The organism is Pseudomonas sp. GW458-11-26-14-LB4 (assembly GCF_059423925.1).
In genome coordinates this window covers 107,177-127,176 of sequence record NZ_JBWKYU010000003.1, presented here as the reverse complement: position 1 = coordinate 127,176, position 20,000 = coordinate 107,177, and the positions used below count along the sequence as shown (strand labels likewise).

The following is a 20,000-nucleotide window of genomic DNA, read 5'->3' as shown; positions in this document are numbered from 1 at the left end:
AATGGCCAAGAACAAGCCACTGACTACCGCTCAGAAACCACTCACGCCAAAAGCTGATACGGCGTCAGCGAAGGTTGCTGTGGATGACAGCCGACGCCTGAAAGAAATCCGGAAACTGGTGGAAGCCAATAATCAATCCAAGATCGACACCAACACGGTGATCTGCCAGATATACATGGAATCGCATTTCGACCCCGAAGCCGGTCGTGGTAAGCACTCAGCCAGAGGCCTCATGCAAATGCAGGAGCCTGCGGTCAAGCAGGTCTATAAATACCGAAAGAAAAAAGAGCTCGGTCGGATGCCCAACCAAGCCCAGACAGACGAGGCCTTCAGTGCAGGGGCTGCTTTTTACGCATCGCCTTCTATTTGGGACGAGGCCGAGAACATCAAGATCGGCACGGAGTACATGCAATATTGGCTCGACATCTCAAGTTCCACTGAGGAGGCTTACAAGAAGTATCGAGGGAAATCGAATGGCGTTTACTACCGCAAAATCAGTGACTGTGCCAAAAAACTGGACGCCAATCCCAACTCGATGGATGTTCTGAGGAATACATTGAAATGATAAAAGCCGGATTCGCTTTTGTCCTCGCTCTAGTGTGCCTTCCTGCTTTCGCCGAAACGAAGAAAACGCTACTGGATTGCCCGCTTTCAGATGGAACCACTGCCTCACTGCTGTCCACTTCAAGTGAGGACGGGCAGCGACTCTTCGTAAAACTCAATAACCAGACAGAAACTGCCTTCACTGACATGCCCGACTCGGACTTCGTCGGTGAAATTGCATTGGCAAAATGCACGGGCTCCGTTTTGATCTACGCCATGAACTATGGCTCTCCCTATTTGAAGGGCGCCGTTTTACGCAAGAATCCAGACAGCGGAACGCTGGAACGCATCGATTTTGCCGAAAAGGCCCTGCCGGTTTCTTTGTACCTGAATGCTCGGGAGATGCGCCTGGTCATTCCCAACGATGGCTATGAAATCCCCGAAAAATTTGTCGTTTACGACTACATCACCCCAAAAGGCCAGCCGGAAGAACCCAAGGGAGTGAATACGGTACCCGATAAAAAAGGTTTCAAAGTCATCGATCTCAAATAATGACTCTGCGTTGGGCTTCGCGTTCTGTCGACCAGAAGGTCACTCCCCGTGAGAGTCCAAATTACTCTGCTAGCTACTTTGAACCGGCATAGGCACGGGCAGATAATTCAAGTTTTCTGCCCGTGAATGCTAGGCCGTCGCTCTAAAAATCAAACCGGCGCCTGCCAGTTCAACATTTTCTGCTGCGCAACCTGAAGCAAATCACTGCCATCCTGCGTCAGCAGGTACAGCGCATGGGTGATGTGGGGGATGTCCTGGACGTCGGCGTGTTTGAAGCACAGGCAGTGCAGGGTTTCGAGCAGGTCGGCTGCGGCGCGGATGCGTTGCACGGCGGCTTCGAAGAGGTCTTTCGGGTTGGCTTGGGTGTCGATGACCAGCGGTGCGCTGTCGGTGACGCCGCTGTTGAGCGGGAGATAGCGGGCGGAGCTTAATTTCAGGATTGGCATTGGAATTACTCAAGGCAGCTTGAAAGTAACCGCCAGCACCGTGACCAAACGATGGGGAGGCGGACTGTGTACAGGCTTGGTCAACCGAGAACCACCTGACTCGGCTCGCCCGAAGGCGACCCTGCACACAGCCGCCACAGCAATGCACTCCACGGACACGAATGTTCGTCGGGGCGAATAATGGCACACATGCACAGGTGATTACGTTAGGTGACCAAACCTAAGCCGCTGATTTTGCAGCGACGCCAAACCATAACCGCCCCGCTCCAGCCCCCGAAAGCAGACAAGGCATCCACCCTTGTAGGAATCCGCCGAGACTCCCCCGCGAAACAATCCCCGCCCAGACAGCCGGCGTTCAGCCCGGTTAACCATCGCTTAACACCGTGGTCAAAAACTCTACTGAACCGCACACCCTCAGCCCCTGGCTGACGCCCAGTGCGGCAGGTTTGGCTTGCAACATGCCGAACTCCATTTCCGTCGCACCGGAGTCCATCATGAACATTCGTCCGTTCCTGCTCACCACCGCCCTCGCCTGCACCGCGTTTGCCGGGCTGGCCCAGGCCAATGACACTTCCAAGGCTGTTCCCTATGAATACGGAATGCCGCTGCATGTCGCCAAAGTGGTTTCCCTGACGGAGCCGCAGACGCAGGAGTGCAAGGTCATCACCGCCGACATGAAGTACCTCGACAACACCGGTAAACCGGAAGAAATCAGTTACCGGAAATTATCTGACGCCTGCAGCTTCCAGAACTGACAGAAAGCTCTGATTTGCGGCTTTGCGGTAGGCGAGCACAGGTCTCGAAGAGTATGCTCGGGGCCCTCCTCACTGCCGCAAGGATTCGCCATGCAGTTGTCGTTTCGCACGCTCTCGACCCTCACCTTCTCCCTGTGTTTTCTGCTTTCCTTGGCGTGGGGTCTGGCGCCACAGATGTTGCTGGCGATCTGGAGCATCGAGTATTCGGAGGCAGCCGGATTCGTCGCAAGGCGCAGCGCAGTGCTGTTTGCAGCGTTAGGAGTGATGTTTTATCTGGTACGCAACGCGCCGGTGTCGATCGCGCGCAATGCGCTGAGCAACGGCTTTATCGTCGGCTGTTTTGGCCTGGCGGTGCTGGGGTTTGCTGAATGGCTCAACGGCCACGCCGGCCCCGGGATTCTGCTCGCGGTGCTGGTCGAGTTCGCGCTGGGCCTTGGCTTCTTGCAGGCCCGGCGCGTGACGGTCGAACTGGGTGAAACAGTCGGTTAGACGACTCGGGATCGCGGCACTGAATGATGGATTGCCGTTTGTTGCGCAAGATCCGAGCGCAACCCGGCGATCAGGCCGTTGATTTCGCGACAGCTGTTCAAATGACTGGCATCGATGCCACTCACCTGCAGCTCAACCTGATCGGTCTGGTGATCGCCATACACTTTGACGGTCATCGACAGATCCGGGGACAGCGTGCATTGGCAGCGTTTCGGTAGAAAACTGCTTTCAATGATGTTGCGGAGTTCCAAGGCAGACAGAAACATGGCGAAACCTCTCCTTACTGTGAGACTGCCAATCAAGTATTCACGTTGACCGTTGCCACGGCTTCCCACGGGTGTATCCCCGCTGAATCCCTGGGTGTGACAAGCGGCTGTACTGCGAAATGCCCATTGGAGTGTAGGCGCCCAGACTCGGTGCACTGCACCAAATCAACGCATAAAACGTGCCTTTCATCGGGTCTTTTCCACCTCCTTGTAAATCAATGACTTGTGGAAAAGGCAGGCCACTGGCCAGTTGCAAAATGCAAGATTCGATCGTGCAGGCACTGCAATTTGCATGCGGCTGGCGGTTTGCATTCATCGCCCTTGGCAGTGAGAATGTCCGTCAACCAACGTACACCCGCCAGGAGGCTTCAATGGGAAATTTCACTGTTTACGCGACCGCCGGCCTGATGCTCGCCAGCCTGTCCACCCTCACCCACGCCGCCAAACTTGAAGACACCGCGCCTTATCCGAAGGCCGAAGCGGGCTTCACTCGCCAAGTCATCCACCTGCCGCAGCAGGCCCAGGAAGAAAACTTCAAAGTAGAAATCCTCGCTGGCAAGACCCTCGAAGTCGACTGCAACCGCCAACGCCTGGGCGGCACCCTCGAAGAGAAAAACCTCGAAGGCTGGGGCTATCCGTTCTACCGCCTGGAAAAAGTCAGCGGCCCGATGAGCACGCTGATGGCCTGCCCGCCCGGCGCCCAGAAAAAACGCGCATTCGTGCCGGTGATCGGTGACGGTTTCACGGTGCGCTACAACAGCAAGCTGCCGATCGTGATCTACGCACCGCAGGACGTCGAAGTGCGCTTCCGCATCTGGTCGGCCTCGGACAAGGTTGGCGTGGCCATTCCCGAGTAACTGACCAAGGAGCATCGGCATTGATTACTTGCCACGTCAGATACGTGATTGATCCCTACCAGCTGGACGCATTCGAAGCCTACGCCAAGACCTGGCTAGGCATTGTCGAGCGGCTGGGCGGAACCCATCACGGCTACTTCCTGCCCTCTGAAGGCGCGAGCAACATCGCGTATTGCCTGTTCAGTTTCCCGTCGCTGGCGGATTACGAAAGCTATCGCCACATCGCACTGACAGACCCGGAAAGCACGGCACTGGTGGCGGACTTGCTGGAAAAGAAATTCATCGTCAGCTACGAGCGCAGTTTTCTGCGTCCGCTGCTGCCCTGAACACTTCAAGGCCGTTGGCAACTGCCAACGGCTGACAGCTACGCGGCTGGAAATTCCGATTCATCTGACCAAGGAAGGATTTAATGATGTCCATCGCCCTGCCCCTCACCGCGTTGATCGCCTTCAGCGGCTATACCGTTTCCGTGATGCTGCAAGCCGAGCAGTCGCTGATCGACTTCGGCATCAGCCTGATGTCTCGGCCCGACACTGCGCAGGTGGTGATCGATCTCTATCTGCTGGCAACCCTGGCGGGCGTCTGGATGTACAAGGACGCGCGCAAGCGTGGGCAGTCGGGCTGGTCGGTGGTGCCGTATCTGTTGCTGACGGCGGTGTTTGTATCAGTCGGGCCGTTGTTGTACCTGGTTGTTCGGGGCCTGCAGGATCGCAAACGCCCGGCCCCGGTCATTTCGCCAGACGCCTGAGCCCGAACAGCATCCCGCCCGCCCCCAGCAGCATCGCCGCCAGGAACAACGGGTACGACACCCACCACGGCGTGCCGGCGGTCATCATGCTGAATTCCGACATGCCGCCGATGCTCGCAATCAGGTTGAGCGGCAGGAACACCACGTTGATCAGCGTCAGTTTGCGCAGCAGGTTGTTCATGCTGTTGTTCATCAGGTTGCCCCGGGCGTCGATCAGCCCGGAGAACACCGTCGAATAGATTTCCGCCTGCTTGTAGCACTGGTTGTTTTCGATGATCAGGTCGTCGATCAGGCCGATGGCTTCGCTGCCGAAATGCTGCTTTTCCGCGTGATTGCGCAACCGCGTCAGCACCGCGCCGTTGCTGTGCAGGGCGTTGATGTAATAGATCAGGCTTTCGCTGAGGTTGAACATCTGCACCAGATGCTGGTTTTGCATCGAGGCGTTGAATTTCTGCTGCAACTCCCGGGCGACCAATTTGATCACCTTCAGATGCCCGAGGTAGTGATGGATGTTGTTGAACAGCAGATCCAGCAACACGTCCAGCGGCGTGTTCAGTGGCTGACGTGTGCCGACACCGTGCAGCGGCGTGTCGTCCGTGGCGATTACCAGCAACTGGCCCGGTGAGAACAGCAAACCGCAGGACGACACCTCGAACGCCAGGCTGCCGCCGCCGGAATAGTTTTCCGGGCGTTTCCAGATCAGAAACAAGTGATCGGGGTGAAACTCGATCCGCGACACCTCGTCCGGATCCAGCGCCGAGGCCAGCGCGTGTTCATCGAGTTTGAAGTGACTGTGCAGCAAGTCGCGCTCGGCGGCGTCGGGGTCGCTGAACAGCATCACCTCGGCGTCCAGTCGCTCGACCCGCTGCAAACCGCCGTGATTCAGTGCAAAGCTGTTGATCATCGGCCGGTCACCAGGCCTGCCCGCGGCGTTTGAGTTCGAGACGCCGCACGAATTCTTCCAGTACCAGTGAATACAAATCGTCCTGCAGGTAGGCGTCTTCGATGCCTGCGTCGAGGTTCGGGTTATCGTTGACCTCGATTACCACCACCTTGTCGCCGGCCTGCTTGAGGTCAACCCCGTACAAGCCGTCGCCGATCAGGTTGGCGGTCTTCACCGCCAGTTCCACCACCGCGCGCGGCGCTTCGTGAATCGCCAGCGTGCGGCATTCGCCGTTGACGTCCTGGCCCTTGGCCTTGTGGTTGTAGATCTGCCAATGGCCCTTGGACATGAAGTACTGGCAGGCGAAGATCGGTTTGCGGTTGAGCACGCCGATGCGCCAGTCGTACTCGGTGTAGAAAAACTCCTGGGCCAGCAACAGCACCGAATGTTCGAACAGCTCGGCGGTGGCCTCCAGCAAAGCCTCTTGGCTCTCAACCTTGATCACGCCACGGGAGAAACATCCGTCGGGGATCTTCAGCACCAGCGGAAAACCGAGGCGTTCGCCGACCCGCTCGAAGTCCTCGGGTCGCTCCTTGTAGAGAATTTCCGTGGCCGGCATGCCCAGTTGATGGCTGTTGAGCAGGTCGGTCAGGTAGACCTTGTTGGTGCAGCGCAGGATCGACGTCGGGTCGTCCATCACCACCAGACCTTCGCTTTCGGCCTTCTTGGCGAAGCGATAAGTGTGGTTGTCGACGCTGGTGGTCTCGCGGATCAGCAGGCCGTCGTACTCGGCCAGCCTTGCGTAGTCCTTGCGTTCGATCAGCTCGACATCGATGCCCATGCCCTTGCCGACCCGCACAAAGTTTTCCAGTGCGCGGGCGTTGGACGGCGGCAACGCCTCCTGCGGATCGTGCAGGATCGCCAGATCATAACGCGCCACTTGCGGCGAACGCGGTACGCGCCAGATCTTGCGGCTGAAACCGTCCAGCGCATTGGCGAACTGATCTTCCTGATCGTCACGCAACTTGTGCAAGGCACCGGACTTTATGCCTTCGATATGCCATCCGTTAGTTCTGCGAAACTCAACTAACAGAATCGGGCACGGAAATACTTCAAACAATTGCCGGGCCAGATCCTGCAACGGCTCGATATGGGTTTTGCCGAAATAAAGTGTCAGCGTAAAACCTTCGGTATCGCTGTAAAGATGATGACTGAGGGCTTTTTCCAGGGTTTTATCCAGGTCATCCAGCGCCAGACCGTAAAGGGATTTTCGCGTCAGTTCGCTGATGGTGCGCACCGAAGGAATCACCTTGTGCCCGCGCGCTTCAGCCAGCAGCGAGCAGTAATAACCGTGCCCCAGATACTTGTAGCTGCGGCACAGGTTGATCACCTGCACCCGTTTTCCCGGCTCGCTGTCGGGTGGTTGTTCAAGGTATTCCTGGGCCGTCAGGATGTCTTCGCTGGGGAAATACGAGGCCCAGTCTTCCTTGCGTTCGACGATGATCAACACTTGACTGGAAGTTCTGATCTGCGGTTTTAAATAAGTTGCCGGTGGCAAACTTTGACTGGATACTTCGCGCCAATGACCCTGTACCGCTGACATAGAAATTGATCCGTTGGAGAACAAGACCTTTTCTATTAAGCACGAAGTTTTTCGAAAGTCCCGTTTCGTTACGCAACTTTTACGGTGGTCATATGAATGCTGTTTTTCGCCTGGCGGTCGTTGATGATTTGCCAGCGTTGCTCACGCTGGAGATGCACTGTTTCACCACGGACCGGCTCACCCGCCGCAGTTTCCAATGGATGATCACCCGGGCCCACGGGCAATTGTGGGTGGCCGAACGTGAGGGCCAACTCGCCGGTTATGCGCTGGTGCTGTTTCATCGCGGCACCTCGCTGGCCCGGCTGTATTCGATTGCGATTGCTCCCGAGGCGCGCGGCGGTGGTCTGGGCAAGCAATTGCTGCAACGGATCGAGGCCTGCGCGCTTGAGTACGACTGCGCCTACCTGCGGCTGGAAGTGCGCACCGACAATCCGTCCGCCATCGCTCTGTACGAGCGCAACGGTTACCGACGTTTTGCCCTGATCCATGACTACTACGAGGATCACACCGACGCACTGCGTCTGGAGAAACGCATTCTCCAGCACCGCGACTCACGCAACATCAAGGTCCCCTTTTACCGACAAACCACCGACTTCACCTGCGGCCCGGCCTGCCTGCTGATGGCCATGGGTGCGTTGCAGGCCGATCGTTTGCTGGAGCGGCGCGAGGAATTGCAGTTGTGGCGCGAGGCAACCACGGTGTTCATGACGGCTGGCCATGGCGGTTGCAGCCCGCAAGGTCTGGCACTGGCAGCCTGGCGCCGGGGCTTCAAAGTACGTTTGCAACTGAGCATAACCGGACCGCTTTTTCTCGACGGAGTACGTGACGCGCATAAAAAAGACGTCATGCGCCTGGTCCATGACGAGTTCATGACGCAACTGAACGACACAGACGTCGATCAGGTCATTGGCGTAATGCTGGACTTGCCCGCATTGCTGACCAACGGCGGTCAACCCCTGGTGCTGATCAGCAGCTATCGCCTGACCCGGTCCAAATCGCCGCACTGGGTGATCGTCACAGACTGCGATGAAGACTTCGTCTACCTGCACGACCCGGATGTCGATCACAGCCAGCATCGTCAGCCCATGGACTGCCAGCACGTGCCGGTCAGCCATGGGGAGTTCGAGAAGATGTGCCGCTTCGGTCGCGGCAAGTTGCGGGCAGCGGTGGTGCTTTACGCTCGCTCACCCGCGTAAAAGGTTCATTTGAGTCCGATTTTGTACAGCGAACCATCGGACTCATCGGTCAGCACATACAGGTAACCGTCCGGCCCTTGGCGCACATCACGGATCCGCTGCTTCAGTTCGCCCAGCAAGCGTTCCTCATGCACCACCTTGTCGCCGTCGAACTGCAAACGGATCAGCTCCTGCGTCACCAGCGCACCGATGAACACGTTGTGCTGCCAGGGTTTGAAGCGATCGGCATCGTAGAAGGCCATGCCGGTGACGCCCGGGGATTTTTCCCAGACATGGTGCGGCCCTACCGTGCCTTCTGCGGTTTTGCCCTTGGCTTCCGGGATCGGTTGCATGGAATAGTTGATGCCGTGGGTCGCCAGCGGCCAGCCGTAATTCTTGCCGCGCTCGATGATGTTCACCTCGTCGCCGCCGCGCGGGCCGTGCTCGTTTTCCCACAGGGTTCCGGTCCACGGATTGAGCGCGGCGCCCTGGGGATTGCGGTGGCCGTAAGACCAGATCTCCGTGCGCACGCCGGACTGGCCGACAAAGGGGTTGTCATCCGGCACCTTGCCGTCGGGGTAGATCCGCACAACCTTGCCTTGCAGCTTGTCCAGGTCCTGCGCGGTCGGACGGTCGTTGTTTTCGCCCAGGGTAATGAACAGGTAACCGTCGCGGTCGAACACCAGTCGCGAGCCGAAGTGGTTGCCGACCGACAGTTTCGGTTCCTGACGGAAAATCACGTTGAAGTCCTTCAGGGTTTTCAGGTCGTCCGACAGACGCCCGCGCCCGACCGCCGTTCCGGCTTTGTCACCCGCTCCGCCGCCCTCGGCATAGGACAGGTACACGAGGCGATCCTGTTTAAAGTCCGGTGACAGCACCACATCGAGCAATCCGCCCTGCCCTTTGGCCCAGACGTCCGGCACACCGGTGATCGGCGCGGACAGTTTGCCGTCAGCGCCTACCACACGCAGGTTACCGGGGCGCTCAGTCACCAGCATGCCCTGGCGATCCGGCAGGAACGCCAAGGCCCATGGGTGCTTGAGCCCTTGGGTAATCGTTGTGACCTCGAGGGTGCCCTGCTCGCTTTGCAGCTCTTTGGGAGCGGCAGCGAACGCCGGGCTAGTGATCAGTGCACTGGCACACAGGCCGGCCAGAAGGGTTTTACGCAACATGCACGATTCCTTTTGTTCGTGTGAAGGGCTGACAGAAGCGGTTCTGCCATTCAACGGTTGCTCCCGCTGTCACGGGCTGGAGGATTGGGGATGAAGGTGGGTGGCGTGCTCGGGACGGAGCGCAGCGGCTGGCCATTGCCGATGCCGCGGTTTTCCAGGGTCGGCGGGCGTGGTACGGGCACCGTGTTCGGCCCGCGAACAGGCGGAGCGCTGGGCTGGGTGCCCTGCATGCTGTTGGGGTTGGCCCGGCGGATCGGGCTGTTGTAGGGGTTGTTGCTGTTGCCGGTCGGACTTTGCGCCAGCAACAACGGTGAATGCGTGATTGCGCCCTCTGCGTGAACCAGACCACCAGTGAGGGCGAGCAATGCAATGCCAAGCAGGAAACGGTTCATGAACGGCCTCTTTCGATGCACGTGGATTAGAGCCTTCGAGTCCACGCTACGCCCAGGGTTCGGATTTGTTAACCCGTCACCGCTAAACAAGATGTAACACGGCTTGACCTGCCGTTTACCGCCGCACCCTGCAAACAACGGAAACTTTTACGCAGGGCCACGGGTCACCCGAACATCACTCGGAGAACAGCACCATGGCTCGGGCAATCTGGAAAGGCGCAATCAGTTTCGGTCTGGTGCACATCCCCGTGGCGCTGGTTTCGGCGACCTCGTCCCAAGGCGTCGATTTCGACTGGCTCGACAGCCGCAGCATGGACCCGGTCGGCTATAAACGGGTCAACAAGGTCACCGGCAAGGAAGTCACCAAGGAGCACATCGTCAAAGGCGTGCAGTTCGAAAAAGGCCGCTATGTGGTGCTCAGCGAGGAAGAGATCCGTTCGGCACACCCGGTTTCGACCCAGACCATCGACATCTTCGCTTTCGTCGACAGCGAGCAAATTCCGTTGCAGAACATCGACACGCCCTATTACCTGGCCCCGGACAAGCGCGGTGGCAAGGTCTACGCCCTTCTGCGTGAAACCCTGAGCAAAACCCAAAAGGTCGCCCTCGCCCGTGTGGTTTTACACACGCGTCAGTATCTGGCCGCGTTGATGCCCCTGGAGTCGGCATTGGTGCTGGTGAAACTGCGCTGGCCTCAGGAAGTGCGCAGCCTTGATGAACTGGCACTGGGCAGCGAAGTGACCAAACCGCAGTTGGCCAAGGGTGAACTGGACATGGCCAAGCGGCTGGTGGAAGACATGACGGCAGACTGGACGCCCGAGGACTACAACGACGAGTTCGAAAACAAGATCATGGCGCTGGTGGACAAAAAGGCCCATGAAGGCAAGATCGAAGACGTTGAAACCGTTTCCGGTGAGGAAGAGCGCAAATCGGCCGATGTTATCGACCTGACCGAACTGCTCAAGCGCAGCCTCGGCGGGAAAGCCCCGGCCAAACCGGCGAAGAAGACAGCCAGCAAGGCAACACCAGCGAAGAAGACCAAAAGAGCGTCGTGAAAATGAAATCGGGCGACTGCCTTTCAACAGTCGCCCGATGCGTCAGATCAGAATAAAGATCGCCAGCAGTCCGCCGAAGATCGCCCACTTTTCCATGTAATAGAGCTTGCGATTGCGCTTCTTCAGCTCTTTGCCGCGCAGTCGAATCTTGTAGATTTTGGTAAACAATCGGTTGATGCCACCGGTGCGGTCACCCGCGTCGTTCGGTGCACCGGCCGCCGACATCACGGTACGGCTGAACCAGCCGTTGAACGCCGCTGCCCAGCGATACTTCATCGGACGTTCGACGTCACAAAACAGAATGATGCGATTCTGGTTGGTGGTGTTTTCTGCGTAATGAATGAAGGTCTCATCGAACATCACCGCTTCGCCATCACGCCAGTGATAGTTCTCGCCATCGACATTGATGTAGCAACCGGCGTCGTTCGGCGTTTCCAGACCCAGGTGATAACGGTAGGAACCGGCGTAAGGATCGCGGTGACGCACCAGTTTCGAGCCCGGCGGCAATTCTGCAAACATCGCAGCCTTGATCGAGCCGATGCTCTGCACCAGTTCGGTAGTACGTGGGCACAGTTGCAGTGCCGACGGGTGGCTGTCGCCGTACCATTTCAGGTAGAAACGCTTCCAGCCGGTCTTGAAGAACGAGTTGAAACCGACGTCGTCGTACTGATTCGAGCGCTTGATCTCGCCGGCGCGCAGCAGATTGCGGCCTTCCTCGCGGATTTCTTCCCAGTGGGTCTGTAACGGAGTCAGGTCGGGAAAATCCTTCGGATCGAGATACGGCGTGTTGGGCTTTTTCGAGAACAGATAAAGGAAGCAGTTGATCGGTGCCAGAAACGAAGAGTGATCGCTAAGTTGTCGACCGAGCTTGTGGCGCACGCGACCACGCAGATGAACGTATGCAATGGAAATGACATATACAGCGGCAATGATGAGTTTCACGGAAATCGTCACACGTCAGAAGTGAGCAAACTGCGCGCCTTCAGGGCTGTGGCCCAAGGTCTGTGGCAGTGGTCTGAAATCAAAAAAAACGTCCCGGTGGCGCATCCTTGAGCCCATGCCGGACAAGGCATTGGGTGAATGGATGGCATTTTAGCCACAGTTTGTAACCAATAGTGAACACTCGTCTGTGAAAAACTGTCCCGCGATCGCGCCAAACGGCAATCGGGATGTCACCGCCCTATCGTTTAAAGAGCCAGACCAGTACAATCGCCGCCAAACTTTACGCGCCCCCCTTGGTTGATGACGGGATTGTCCCGCCTCAGCGCACTTCGACTCGGGCCAAGCGCTCCGGCTGCACCCTCGCTACTCAGCACGCTTCGCAGGAAAAACCTTTGATTTCTACAGCTAACATCACCATGCAGTTCGGCGCCAAGCCGCTGTTTGAAAACGTTTCGGTCAAATTCAACGGCGGCAACCGCTACGGCCTGATCGGCGCCAACGGTTGCGGCAAGTCGACCTTCATGAAAATCCTCGGCGGCGACCTCGAGCCGTCCGGTGGCCAGGTCATGCTGGAGCCGAACATTCGCCTGGGTAAATTGCGCCAGGATCAGTTCGCCTACGAAGAATTCACCGTGATCGACACCGTGATCATGGGTCACGAGGAGCTGTGGAAGGTCAAGGCCGAGCGTGACCGCATCTACTCGCTGCCGGAAATGAGCGAAGAAGACGGCATGGCCGTGGCCGAGCTGGAAACCGAGTTCGCCGAGATGGACGGCTACACCGCCGAATCCCGCGCCGGTGAACTGCTGCTGGGTCTGGGTATTCCGCTGGAACAGCATTTCGGCCCGATGACCGAAGTGGCTCCGGGCTGGAAGCTGCGTGTTCTGTTGGCCCAGGCACTGTTCTCCGATCCGGAAGTGCTGCTGCTCGACGAACCGACCAACCACCTGGACATCAACACCATCCGCTGGCTGGAAACGATTTTGACGGCGCGTAACAGCACCATGATCATCATTTCCCACGACCGTCACTTCCTGAACAGCGTCTGCACCCACATGGCCGACCTGGACTACGGCGAGCTGCGTCTGTTCCCGGGCAACTACGACGAGTACATGACCGCGGCGACCCAGTCCCGCGAGCAACTGCTGTCGGACAACGCCAAGAAGAAAGCCCAGATCGCCGAACTGCAAACGTTCGTCAGCCGCTTCTCGGCCAACGCCTCGAAAGCCAAGCAGGCCACTTCCCGTGCCAAGCAGATCGACAAGATCCAGCTGGCCGAAGTCAAGCCATCGAGCCGCGTGAGCCCGTTCATCCGTTTCGAACAGACCAAGAAGCTGCACCGCCAGGCCGTGACCATCGAGCAGATGTCCAAGGGCTTCGACGGCAAGACCCTGTTCAAGAACTTCAGCTTCACCGTTGAAGCCGGCGAGCGCGTGGCGATCATCGGCCCGAACGGCATCGGCAAGACCACCCTGCTGCGCACGCTGATGGGCGAACTGACCCCGGACGCAGGCACGGTGAAGTGGACTGAAAGCGCGGAGCTGGGCTACTACGCTCAGGACCACGCCCACGACTTCGAAGACGACGTCAGCCTGTTCGACTGGATGGGTCAGTGGACTCAGGGCGAGCAAGTGATCCGTGGCACCCTCGGTCGCATGCTGTTCTCCAACGACGAGATCCTCAAGTCGGTGAAGGTGATTTCCGGTGGTGAGCAAGGTCGCATGCTGTTCGGCAAGCTGATCCTGCAAAAGCCGAACGTACTGGTAATGGACGAACCGACCAACCACCTGGACATGGAATCGATCGAGGCGCTGAACCTGGCGCTGGAAAACTACCCGGGCACGCTGATCTTCGTCAGCCACGACCGTGAGTTCGTATCGTCCCTGGCCACCCGCATCATCGAGCTGAGCCCGAACGGCGTGACCGACTTCAGCGGCACCTACGACGATTACCTGCGCAGCCAAGGCGTAGTGTTCTGAGTCGAATCGAGCGGTAAACAGAAAGCCCTGTCCTTGTGACAGGGCTTTTTTTTGCTCATTGCTGATCGTTCCCACGCTCTGCGTGGGAATGCCTCAAGGGAGGCTCCGTGTTCCAGCTCTCGAATGGGACGCAGAGCGTCCCGGGCTGCATTCCCACGCGGAGCGTGGGAACGATCAACATGAGGCCGTGGGTGCGTGGTGCGTGGAATCGATCGTTAGCCTGCTTTCTTTTATTTCAGCGCCACGCCATGATGCGGACTCTCCCACCGCCGCCCGCGAACGAGTTCTCATGTCTGCGCAGCAACAGCCACCGCAAAGCTCCATGGCGATCACCCTGCAGATCGTCTCCATCGTTTTCTATACCTTTATTGCCTTCCTCTGCATCGGCCTGCCGATTGCGGTGCTGCCCGGTTACGTGCACGAACAACTGGGTTTCAGTGCCGTGATCGCGGGGCTGGTGATCGGTTCGCAATACCTGGCCACTCTGCTCAGTCGGCCCATGGCCGGGCGCATGTCGGATACCGTCGGGACCAAACGGGCGATTGTTTACGGCTTGTCGGGGATCGTACTCAGCGGCTTGTTGACGCTTGTCTCTACGTTGCTGCAGGACTTCCCGCTGACGAGCCTGATCATCCTGATCGCCGGGCGCTTGCTGCTCGGTATCGCGCAAGGATTGATCGGCGTCGGCACCATCAGTTGGTGCATGGGTCAGGTAGGGGCGGAACATACCGCCCGTTCCATCGGCTGGAACGGCATCGCCTCTTATGGCGCCATCGCCATCGGCGCGCCGTTGGGTGTGCTGATGGTGGCCGACTACGGCTTTACCAGCCTCGGGATCGCGCTCTCGGTATTGGCCGCTGGCGCCCTGTTGCTGATCCGCAACAAGCCTTCGGTGCCGGTGGTGCGCGGCGAACGCCTGCCGTTCTGGAATGTATTCGGACGCATTGCACCGTTCGGCGCCAGTCTGAGCCTGGCTTCGATCGGTTACGGCACCCTGACCACCTTCATCACCCTGTATTACCTCAATCGCGGCTGGACCGGCGCGGCGTACTGCCTGACGGTATTCGGTGTGTGCTTCATCCTGTCGCGACTGCTGTTCATTTCAGCCATCGCACGTTTTGGCGGTTTTGCGTCCGCCATCGCCTGCATGGCCATCGAGACCGTCGGACTGTTGCTGCTGTGGCTCGCACCCTCGACCGCGTACGCCTTGATCGGCGCAGGCCTGGCCGGATTCGGTCTGTCGCTGGTGTATCCAGCGCTGGGCGTTGAAGCGATCAAGCAGGTACCCAACTCCAGCCGTGGTGCCGGGCTGAGTGCCTATGCGGTGTTTTTCGATCTCGCACTGGCGATTGCCGGCCCGTTGATGGGCGCGGTGGCGTTGAATCTGGGGTATTCGTGGATTTTCCTGATCGCTGCACTGCTGTCCGTCACCGGACTGGCGCTGACGTTATGGCTCAAGCGTCGGGCAATGGCCTGAGCCTTTACTGATCCGCCGTCTGCATCCCCGCGCGGGTCGGCCTGCCCAGAGCGTGGGAGAAGAACCGCCCGGCCTCGGAAATCAGGTTGCGATGGATGTCTTCGCGATCCACGCCATCGGCATCGGTGCACAGCGCCGGCATGGCGAGGATCTGCTCTTCGGTGCACGGCGCCATGAACACAAAGTGCCCTGCCCCGGCCAGCAATTTGAAGTCGGGCGCGGTCGGCAGCTTGCGCGCCAGGGCGGCGGCGTTTTTGTCGAAGGCCACCAGTTTGTCGCCGTCACCGCTGTAGAGCAGCACCGGCACGTGCACATCGGCGAGGGTGTGACGACCAAACTTGAGGCTCAGCGGCGCCATCAGCAGCAATGCATGCACGCGTGGATCGGCCACCGGTTGCAGATCGTCGCGATCGACAATCAACTCACCCTGGGTGTTGCAGGCGTCGCGGTCGTCCGGGCGTTCCTGGCAGTAACGGCGCAGACGATCCAGATCAGGCTGTGCGCCGGACAGAATCAACGCGGTCTCGCCGCCTGCCGAATAACCAATGACGCCAACCTGATCAGCATTCACGTACGGCGCGAGCATGCGGTCGCCCAACGTGGCGGTAATGGCTTCGGAAATCTGGATCGGCCGGCCGTAAAGGTTGCTCAGCGTACCGAGGCGGCTGTGATCCTTGGAGTTGTCGCCGGGGTGAATCACCGCCACCACCACAAAGCCCTTGCGTGCCAGTGACGTGGCCAGGTCGTGCAGCGCCAAGGGCGTGCCGGTGTTGCCGTGGGACAGCATCAGCATCGGGAAGCGGCCGATGGCGACTTTAGTGTCTTCGCCGGCCTCGACCGAATAGCCTTCGAGCAGGCTCATGTGTTCGCGATCGCTGGAGGGATAGAACGCGATGGCACGCATCGGTTGCAGGTCGAGCGGGTCGAGGAACGTCATCTCGTGATAGCCGACGCTCCAGCGTGGGTGCTGCCCGGGCGCAGCGTGCACTGAATTCAGGCTGCCGAGCAGGCAAATCAGTAACGCTGCACAAAGACGCATCATGGGATGCCCCACCCTGTTGTTACTCAATCGAAAGATCCGTTGTGTTCGACGCCCGAAATTCCGAGGTTCGGTGATCCGGCGCGGCGTTGCACTCAGACGTTGATCATCAGACTGCATAACCCGGGCCAGATTATGTAACAGTCAGAAACAAAAAACTCCGTATCTGGCCCTTGCGGATCCAGAATACAGAGTTTTTTTGGGTTTGCCTGAACAGGAGCTGTTCTTTACGCAAGCCTTACGCGGCGGCGAACAGTTGCTCGCTGATTTTCGCCTGAGCAGCGCTCATGGCGCTGTTGCGCACTTCTTCGCCATAGGCCAGGCCTTCAGCACGCACGACTTCGATGTCGGTGATGCCGAGGAAGCCGAACACCAGCTTCAGGTAGTCTTCGTGCGCCACGCCCGAAGCCTGACCTGCGTGGATGCCGCCAGCGGTGGACACGATCACCACTTTCTTGCCACCGCACAGGCCTTCAGGGCCGGCTTCGGTGTAGCGGAAGGTCTGGCCGGCAACGGCAATGCGGTCGATCCAGGCTTTGAGCTGGGTCGGCACGGTGAAGTTGTACATCGGTGCAGCGACGACGATGGCGTCGGCGGCGATGAATTCGGCCAGGGTGGTGGCGCTCAGTTCGGCTTCGTGCTGTTGTGCGGCGTTGCGCAGTTCAGCGGTGGTGCCGGCGGCAACCAGAGTGGTCGACGAGAAGTGGCTGATGGCGTCGGCGGCCAGGTCGCGGTAGGTCACGACAGCGCTTGGCTCGGCGGCTTGCCAGGCTTGAGTCACTTGACTGCTCAGCTGACGGGAAGCGGAGTTGTCGCCCAGAATGCTCGAATCGATGTGCAGCAGTTTCATGTGGAATCTCCTGGAATGAATCGCCGGTGGCGACGGAATGGAGACAATCCTACCGACGAAACCAATAGCTGATTAGACGGCAACAATGCGATAGTTTGTCCCACTGATAGAACAGTCGGATTTCCCCATGCAAGACCTCAACGATCTCTACTATTTCGCCAAAGTGGTCGAGGCTGGCGGATTCGCCGCCGCCGGCCGCTTACTGGGCATTCCCAAGTCACGCCTTTCACGGCGCATCGCCGAGCTGGAAGAACGCCTCGGCGCACGCTTGCTGCAACGCACCACTCGCCAATTGAAGCTGACGGCGGTCGGCGAACGCTATCTGCGTCACTGTCAAGCAATGCTGCTGGAAGCGGAAATGGCCGACGAGACGGTCGCCAGCATGTCCAGCGAGCCTCGCGGACGCCTGCGCGTTTCAAGCCCTACCGGGCTGGCCCATGAAATGCTGCCAGTGGTGATCAGCAATTTCCTTGGCAAATACCCTCAGGTGCAGCTGGAAGTCACCCTGATCAATCGCCGGGTCGACCTGATTACCGAAGGCATCGACGTGGCCCTGCGCGTGCGCGAACACGGCGATGAAGAACCGATGCTGGTGACCCGCCGCCTGCGGCAAGCGCAAATGGTGGTGGTGGCTAGCCCTTCCTTTATACAAGGCGTGGAAATCAATCATCCGCAAGACTTGAAGAACTTGCCGGTGTTAGGCGCTTTGGAGGCCGACCGCATGGTGCATGTGCGCCTGCTCGATCAGCACGGCAAGAGTTGCGATCTGGCGCTGGAAGCCCGGCTGGGGATCGACGATTTCATCGTGCGCAAGGCGTGTGTGCTGGCCGGCCAGGGTTTCACCCTGTTGCCGATGATGTATTGCGAAGCCGAGTTGAATAACGGCACGCTGGTGCAATTGTTGCCGGACTGGTCACTGCCTGGCGGCTGGCTGCAAGCGGTGTATCCGCATCGGCGCGGGGTGATGCCGGCGGTGCGCGCGTGGATCGATCATCTGGTCGAATCGTTCAATGCCTGTGGAGAACGGCTGTTATGAAACAAGGAAAGATGAGCGAGAAGGACGTCGCAGAGTTCTGCATGGCCCTGCCCGGCGCCCGGGAAGACTACAAATGGGGTGGCGTGCGGGTGTTTTCGATTGCCGGCAACAAGATGTTCGCCTTGCAGGGATTGCGCGGTGATTCGCTGGCATTCAAGGTCGACAAGGACCTGTTTCTCGGTCATTGCGACCGGCCGGGCATTCACCCGGCGCCGTATCTGGCCCGGGCGCAATGGATCATCATGCACCCGCCCTACCCGCTGGGCGCCGAGGAACTGCAAGGGTTGCTGCAGCGTTCTCATCAACTGGTGGTGAGCAAGCTGCCCAAGCGCGTGCAGGTCGGGCTGTTGCTCTAGAACAGCGCCAGCAGGTTGGAACCGAGGAACAACTGATCGATCCAGAACATCTGGTGCAACGCCACGATCATCCAGAACAGCACCTGAAACGACACCTTGCGCGTCTTGTGCCGGAAGACCTGCTGGGCGATCAACGCGCCAGGCCAGCCGCCGGCCAGTTCCACGGCGTGCAGGATGTTCTCCGGCGTACGCCAGGCGTCGGCGCGGGCCTTGCGCTTGTCCGCCCAGTACAGGAAAAACGCCAGCACGCTGACCAGCCCGTAAGCCGTCAGCGGTACCAGGGAAATCCCGCGCAGCCACATCGACAGCGAGCCGGACAACGGCAAGGCGCAGACGATCAGCAGCACCACCAGCTTCAATTTCAGATGCTGAACATTGCCACCGGAAGGTCCGCGTTCCGGGCGACGTGCGCGGGAATCACTCATGGCTGGGCGGCCGTCCAGTCGACCCAGCCGAACTGCCAGGTCGCCAGAATCACCAGACCGAAGACGATCCGATACCAGGCGAACGCCGCGTAGCTGTGGCTGCCAATAAACTTGAGCAAACCGCGCACGGCGATCATGGCGAAGATGAAGGCCGTGACAAAACCGATGGCGAACACCGGAAAATCTGCCGGTACGAACAGGTCGCGATACTTGTAGCCCGAGTACACCGCCGCACCGACCATGGTGGGCATCGCCAGGAAGAACGAAAACTCGGTGGCGGTCTTGCGCGACAGGCCGAACAGCAGGCCGCCGATGATGGTCGAGCCAGAGCGCGAGGTGCCGGGGATCATTGCCAGGCACTGGGCGAAGCCAATCTTCAGTGCATCCGTCCAGCGAATCTCGTCGACCGTTTCGGCATGGACTTCATGCTGACGCTGTTCGGCCCACAGCATCACGATCCCGCCCACCACCAGCGCGGCGGCAACGGTGATCGGGTTGAACAGGTAGTGATGAATCAAGTCGGCGAAGATCACCCCCAACACCACGGCGGGCATGAAAGCGATCAGCAGGTTGACCGTGAAGCGCCGCGCACTCGGCTGGGTCGGCAAGCCGATGACCACGTCGAGAATCTTGCGTCGAAACTCCCAGACCACCGCGAGAATCGCGCCGAGCTGAATGATGATGTTGAACGCCATGGCCCGCTCGCCTCCGAAATCGAGCAAGTCGGCAACAATGATCTGGTGTCCGGTACTGGAAATGGGCAAAAACTCCGTCAGCCCCTCTACAACTCCAAGAATTAGTGCCTGCAAGGCCGTCCAAAGATCCATCAATCCCCCAGAGAGCGATGCGCAGCGGCATGCTCCGATAGTATTTTTTACGTTCACTTCGTTCAGCGTAGCTGGTTGTAGCTGTACCGATTCCGCACGCGCAGGATCCACACGAAACAGTCAAAATTCCGTG

The 20,000-nt window shown here is 58.9% G+C and carries 25 protein-coding genes; 13 read left to right on the top strand and 12 right to left on the bottom strand.

The window, feature by feature from the left end; genetic code table 11:
• The first annotated feature begins 1 nt into the window (after position 1).
• Together AC07XZ_RS05700 and AC07XZ_RS05695 are read left to right on the top strand one after the other, a co-directional pair.
• Positions 2-565, top strand: a complete 564-nt coding sequence (locus AC07XZ_RS05700; RefSeq protein WP_102686221.1) for a transglycosylase SLT domain-containing protein — start codon at positions 2-4, stop codon at positions 563-565.
• Complete coding sequence (locus AC07XZ_RS05695) at positions 562-1,095, top strand: hypothetical protein (RefSeq protein ID WP_219733540.1); 534 nt, start codon at positions 562-564, stop codon at positions 1,093-1,095. Before AC07XZ_RS05700 ends, AC07XZ_RS05695 begins: the two co-directional genes overlap by 4 nt.
• A 149-nt stretch (positions 1,096-1,244) precedes the next feature.
• Here the strand turns inward: AC07XZ_RS05695 and AC07XZ_RS05690 are convergent, their stop codons facing one another.
• Complete coding sequence (locus tag AC07XZ_RS05690) at positions 1,245-1,541, bottom strand: hypothetical protein (protein ID WP_025109577.1); 297 nt, start codon at positions 1,539-1,541, stop codon at positions 1,245-1,247.
• Between the two features lie 364 nt (positions 1,542-1,905).
• Positions 1,906-2,043, bottom strand: a complete 138-nt coding sequence (locus tag AC07XZ_RS05685; RefSeq protein ID WP_158247721.1) for a hypothetical protein — start codon at positions 2,041-2,043, stop codon at positions 1,906-1,908.
• Here AC07XZ_RS05685 and AC07XZ_RS05680 point away from each other — a divergent pair.
• A complete protein-coding gene (locus tag AC07XZ_RS05680; protein WP_011334038.1) occupies positions 2,036-2,296 on the top strand; it encodes a DUF2790 domain-containing protein in 261 nt (86 codons plus the stop codon). The genes AC07XZ_RS05685 and AC07XZ_RS05680 overlap by 8 nt on opposite strands.
• Positions 2,297-2,386: 90 nt before the next feature.
• Positions 2,387-2,785, top strand: a complete 399-nt coding sequence (locus AC07XZ_RS05675; protein WP_011334037.1) for a hypothetical protein — start codon at positions 2,387-2,389, stop codon at positions 2,783-2,785.
• Here AC07XZ_RS05675 and AC07XZ_RS05670 read toward each other — a convergent pair.
• A complete protein-coding gene (locus AC07XZ_RS05670) occupies positions 2,782-3,051 on the bottom strand; it encodes a DUF1652 domain-containing protein (protein ID WP_085745760.1) in 270 nt (89 codons plus the stop codon). The genes AC07XZ_RS05675 and AC07XZ_RS05670 overlap by 4 nt on opposite strands.
• A 371-nt stretch (positions 3,052-3,422) precedes the next feature.
• On the opposite strand from AC07XZ_RS05670, the gene eco reads away from it, so the two are divergent.
• The 3 genes from eco to AC07XZ_RS05655 all read left to right on the top strand — a co-directional run bounded on the left by eco (position 3,423) and on the right by AC07XZ_RS05655 (position 4,656).
• The gene (gene eco / locus AC07XZ_RS05665) at positions 3,423-3,908 is read left to right on the top strand and encodes a serine protease inhibitor ecotin (RefSeq protein WP_102686222.1); all 486 of its coding nucleotides are present in this window, start codon (positions 3,423-3,425) and stop codon (positions 3,906-3,908) included.
• 20 nt (positions 3,909-3,928) lie between these two features.
• Positions 3,929-4,234, top strand: a complete 306-nt coding sequence (locus AC07XZ_RS05660) for an NIPSNAP family protein (RefSeq protein WP_102686223.1) — start codon at positions 3,929-3,931, stop codon at positions 4,232-4,234.
• 83 nt (positions 4,235-4,317) lie between these two features.
• Positions 4,318-4,656 carry a DUF2834 domain-containing protein gene (locus AC07XZ_RS05655; protein WP_102686224.1) on the top strand — a complete coding sequence of 113 codons (339 nt, stop codon included), beginning with the start codon at positions 4,318-4,320 and terminating at the stop codon, positions 4,654-4,656.
• Here AC07XZ_RS05655 and AC07XZ_RS05650 read toward each other — a convergent pair.
• Positions 4,637-5,560 (bottom strand): magnesium transporter CorA family protein, encoded by a 924-nt coding sequence (locus AC07XZ_RS05650; RefSeq protein ID WP_085683743.1) that lies wholly within the window; start codon positions 5,558-5,560, stop codon positions 4,637-4,639. The two genes, AC07XZ_RS05655 and AC07XZ_RS05650, sit on opposite strands and share 20 nt — an antisense overlap.
• A 7-nt stretch (positions 5,561-5,567) precedes the next feature.
• Positions 5,568-7,142 carry a RimK family ATP-grasp domain-containing protein gene (locus tag AC07XZ_RS05645; RefSeq protein WP_102686225.1) on the bottom strand — a complete coding sequence of 525 codons (1,575 nt, stop codon included), beginning with the start codon at positions 7,140-7,142 and terminating at the stop codon, positions 5,568-5,570.
• A gap of 92 nt (positions 7,143-7,234) precedes the next feature.
• Between AC07XZ_RS05645 and AC07XZ_RS05640 the strand changes: the two genes are divergently transcribed.
• Entirely contained in the window at positions 7,235-8,338 is a 1,104-nt protein-coding gene (locus tag AC07XZ_RS05640) for a GNAT family N-acetyltransferase/peptidase C39 family protein (RefSeq protein ID WP_102686226.1), read from the top strand.
• A gap of 5 nt (positions 8,339-8,343) precedes the next feature.
• Here AC07XZ_RS05640 and AC07XZ_RS05635 read toward each other — a convergent pair whose 3' ends face one another.
• Both AC07XZ_RS05635 and AC07XZ_RS05630 read right to left on the bottom strand, forming a co-directional pair.
• Complete coding sequence (locus AC07XZ_RS05635; RefSeq protein WP_102686227.1) at positions 8,344-9,489, bottom strand: PQQ-dependent sugar dehydrogenase; 1,146 nt, start codon at positions 9,487-9,489, stop codon at positions 8,344-8,346.
• 50 nt (positions 9,490-9,539) lie between these two features.
• A complete protein-coding gene (locus AC07XZ_RS05630; RefSeq protein ID WP_102686228.1) occupies positions 9,540-9,881 on the bottom strand; it encodes a hypothetical protein in 342 nt (113 codons plus the stop codon).
• 194 nt (positions 9,882-10,075) lie between these two features.
• Between AC07XZ_RS05630 and ku the strand changes: the two genes are divergently transcribed.
• Positions 10,076-10,936: a non-homologous end joining protein Ku gene (ku, locus tag AC07XZ_RS05625; protein WP_102686229.1), complete on the top strand. Its 861-nt coding sequence runs from the start codon at positions 10,076-10,078 to the stop codon at positions 10,934-10,936.
• Positions 10,937-10,978: 42 nt separating this feature from the next.
• Here the strand turns inward: ku and lpxO are convergent, their stop codons facing one another.
• Positions 10,979-11,878 (bottom strand): lipid A hydroxylase LpxO, encoded by a 900-nt coding sequence (lpxO, locus tag AC07XZ_RS05620; RefSeq protein WP_102686287.1) that lies wholly within the window; start codon positions 11,876-11,878, stop codon positions 10,979-10,981.
• 392 nt (positions 11,879-12,270) lie between these two features.
• On the opposite strand from lpxO, the gene AC07XZ_RS05615 reads away from it, so the two are divergent.
• Together AC07XZ_RS05615 and AC07XZ_RS05610 are read left to right on the top strand one after the other, a co-directional pair.
• Positions 12,271-13,857 carry an ABC-F family ATPase gene (locus tag AC07XZ_RS05615; RefSeq protein ID WP_045121838.1) on the top strand — a complete coding sequence of 529 codons (1,587 nt, stop codon included), beginning with the start codon at positions 12,271-12,273 and terminating at the stop codon, positions 13,855-13,857.
• 289 nt (positions 13,858-14,146) lie between these two features.
• A complete protein-coding gene (locus AC07XZ_RS05610; RefSeq protein WP_085745769.1) occupies positions 14,147-15,334 on the top strand; it encodes an MFS transporter in 1,188 nt (395 codons plus the stop codon).
• A 4-nt stretch (positions 15,335-15,338) separates the two neighbouring features.
• Here the strand turns inward: AC07XZ_RS05610 and AC07XZ_RS05605 are convergent, their stop codons facing one another.
• Together AC07XZ_RS05605 and AC07XZ_RS05600 are read right to left on the bottom strand one after the other, a co-directional pair.
• Positions 15,339-16,376: an alpha/beta hydrolase family protein gene (locus AC07XZ_RS05605; protein ID WP_085745770.1), complete on the bottom strand. Its 1,038-nt coding sequence runs from the start codon at positions 16,374-16,376 to the stop codon at positions 15,339-15,341.
• 235 nt (positions 16,377-16,611) lie between these two features.
• On the bottom strand, positions 16,612-17,223 hold the full coding sequence (locus AC07XZ_RS05600; RefSeq protein WP_102686230.1) for an FMN-dependent NADH-azoreductase: 612 nt from the start codon (positions 17,221-17,223) through the stop codon (positions 16,612-16,614).
• Positions 17,224-17,350: 127 nt separating this feature from the next.
• Between AC07XZ_RS05600 and AC07XZ_RS05595 the strand changes: the two genes are divergently transcribed.
• Positions 17,351-18,259, top strand: coding sequence for a LysR substrate-binding domain-containing protein (locus tag AC07XZ_RS05595; protein ID WP_102686231.1), 909 nt, complete (start codon positions 17,351-17,353; stop codon positions 18,257-18,259).
• Positions 18,256-18,615: an MmcQ/YjbR family DNA-binding protein gene (locus AC07XZ_RS05590; RefSeq protein ID WP_102686232.1), complete on the top strand. Its 360-nt coding sequence runs from the start codon at positions 18,256-18,258 to the stop codon at positions 18,613-18,615. The genes AC07XZ_RS05595 and AC07XZ_RS05590 overlap by 4 nt, the downstream gene beginning before the upstream one ends.
• On the opposite strand, the gene AC07XZ_RS05585 is transcribed toward AC07XZ_RS05590, so the two are convergent.
• Together AC07XZ_RS05585 and AC07XZ_RS05580 are read right to left on the bottom strand one after the other, a co-directional pair.
• A complete protein-coding gene (locus AC07XZ_RS05585) occupies positions 18,612-19,040 on the bottom strand; it encodes a DUF1294 domain-containing protein (RefSeq protein ID WP_085745774.1) in 429 nt (142 codons plus the stop codon). The two genes, AC07XZ_RS05590 and AC07XZ_RS05585, sit on opposite strands and share 4 nt — an antisense overlap.
• On the bottom strand, positions 19,037-19,867 hold the full coding sequence (locus AC07XZ_RS05580; RefSeq protein WP_085745775.1) for an undecaprenyl-diphosphate phosphatase: 831 nt from the start codon (positions 19,865-19,867) through the stop codon (positions 19,037-19,039). The genes AC07XZ_RS05585 and AC07XZ_RS05580 overlap by 4 nt, the downstream gene beginning before the upstream one ends.
• Between the last annotated feature and the right edge of the window lie 133 nt (positions 19,868-20,000).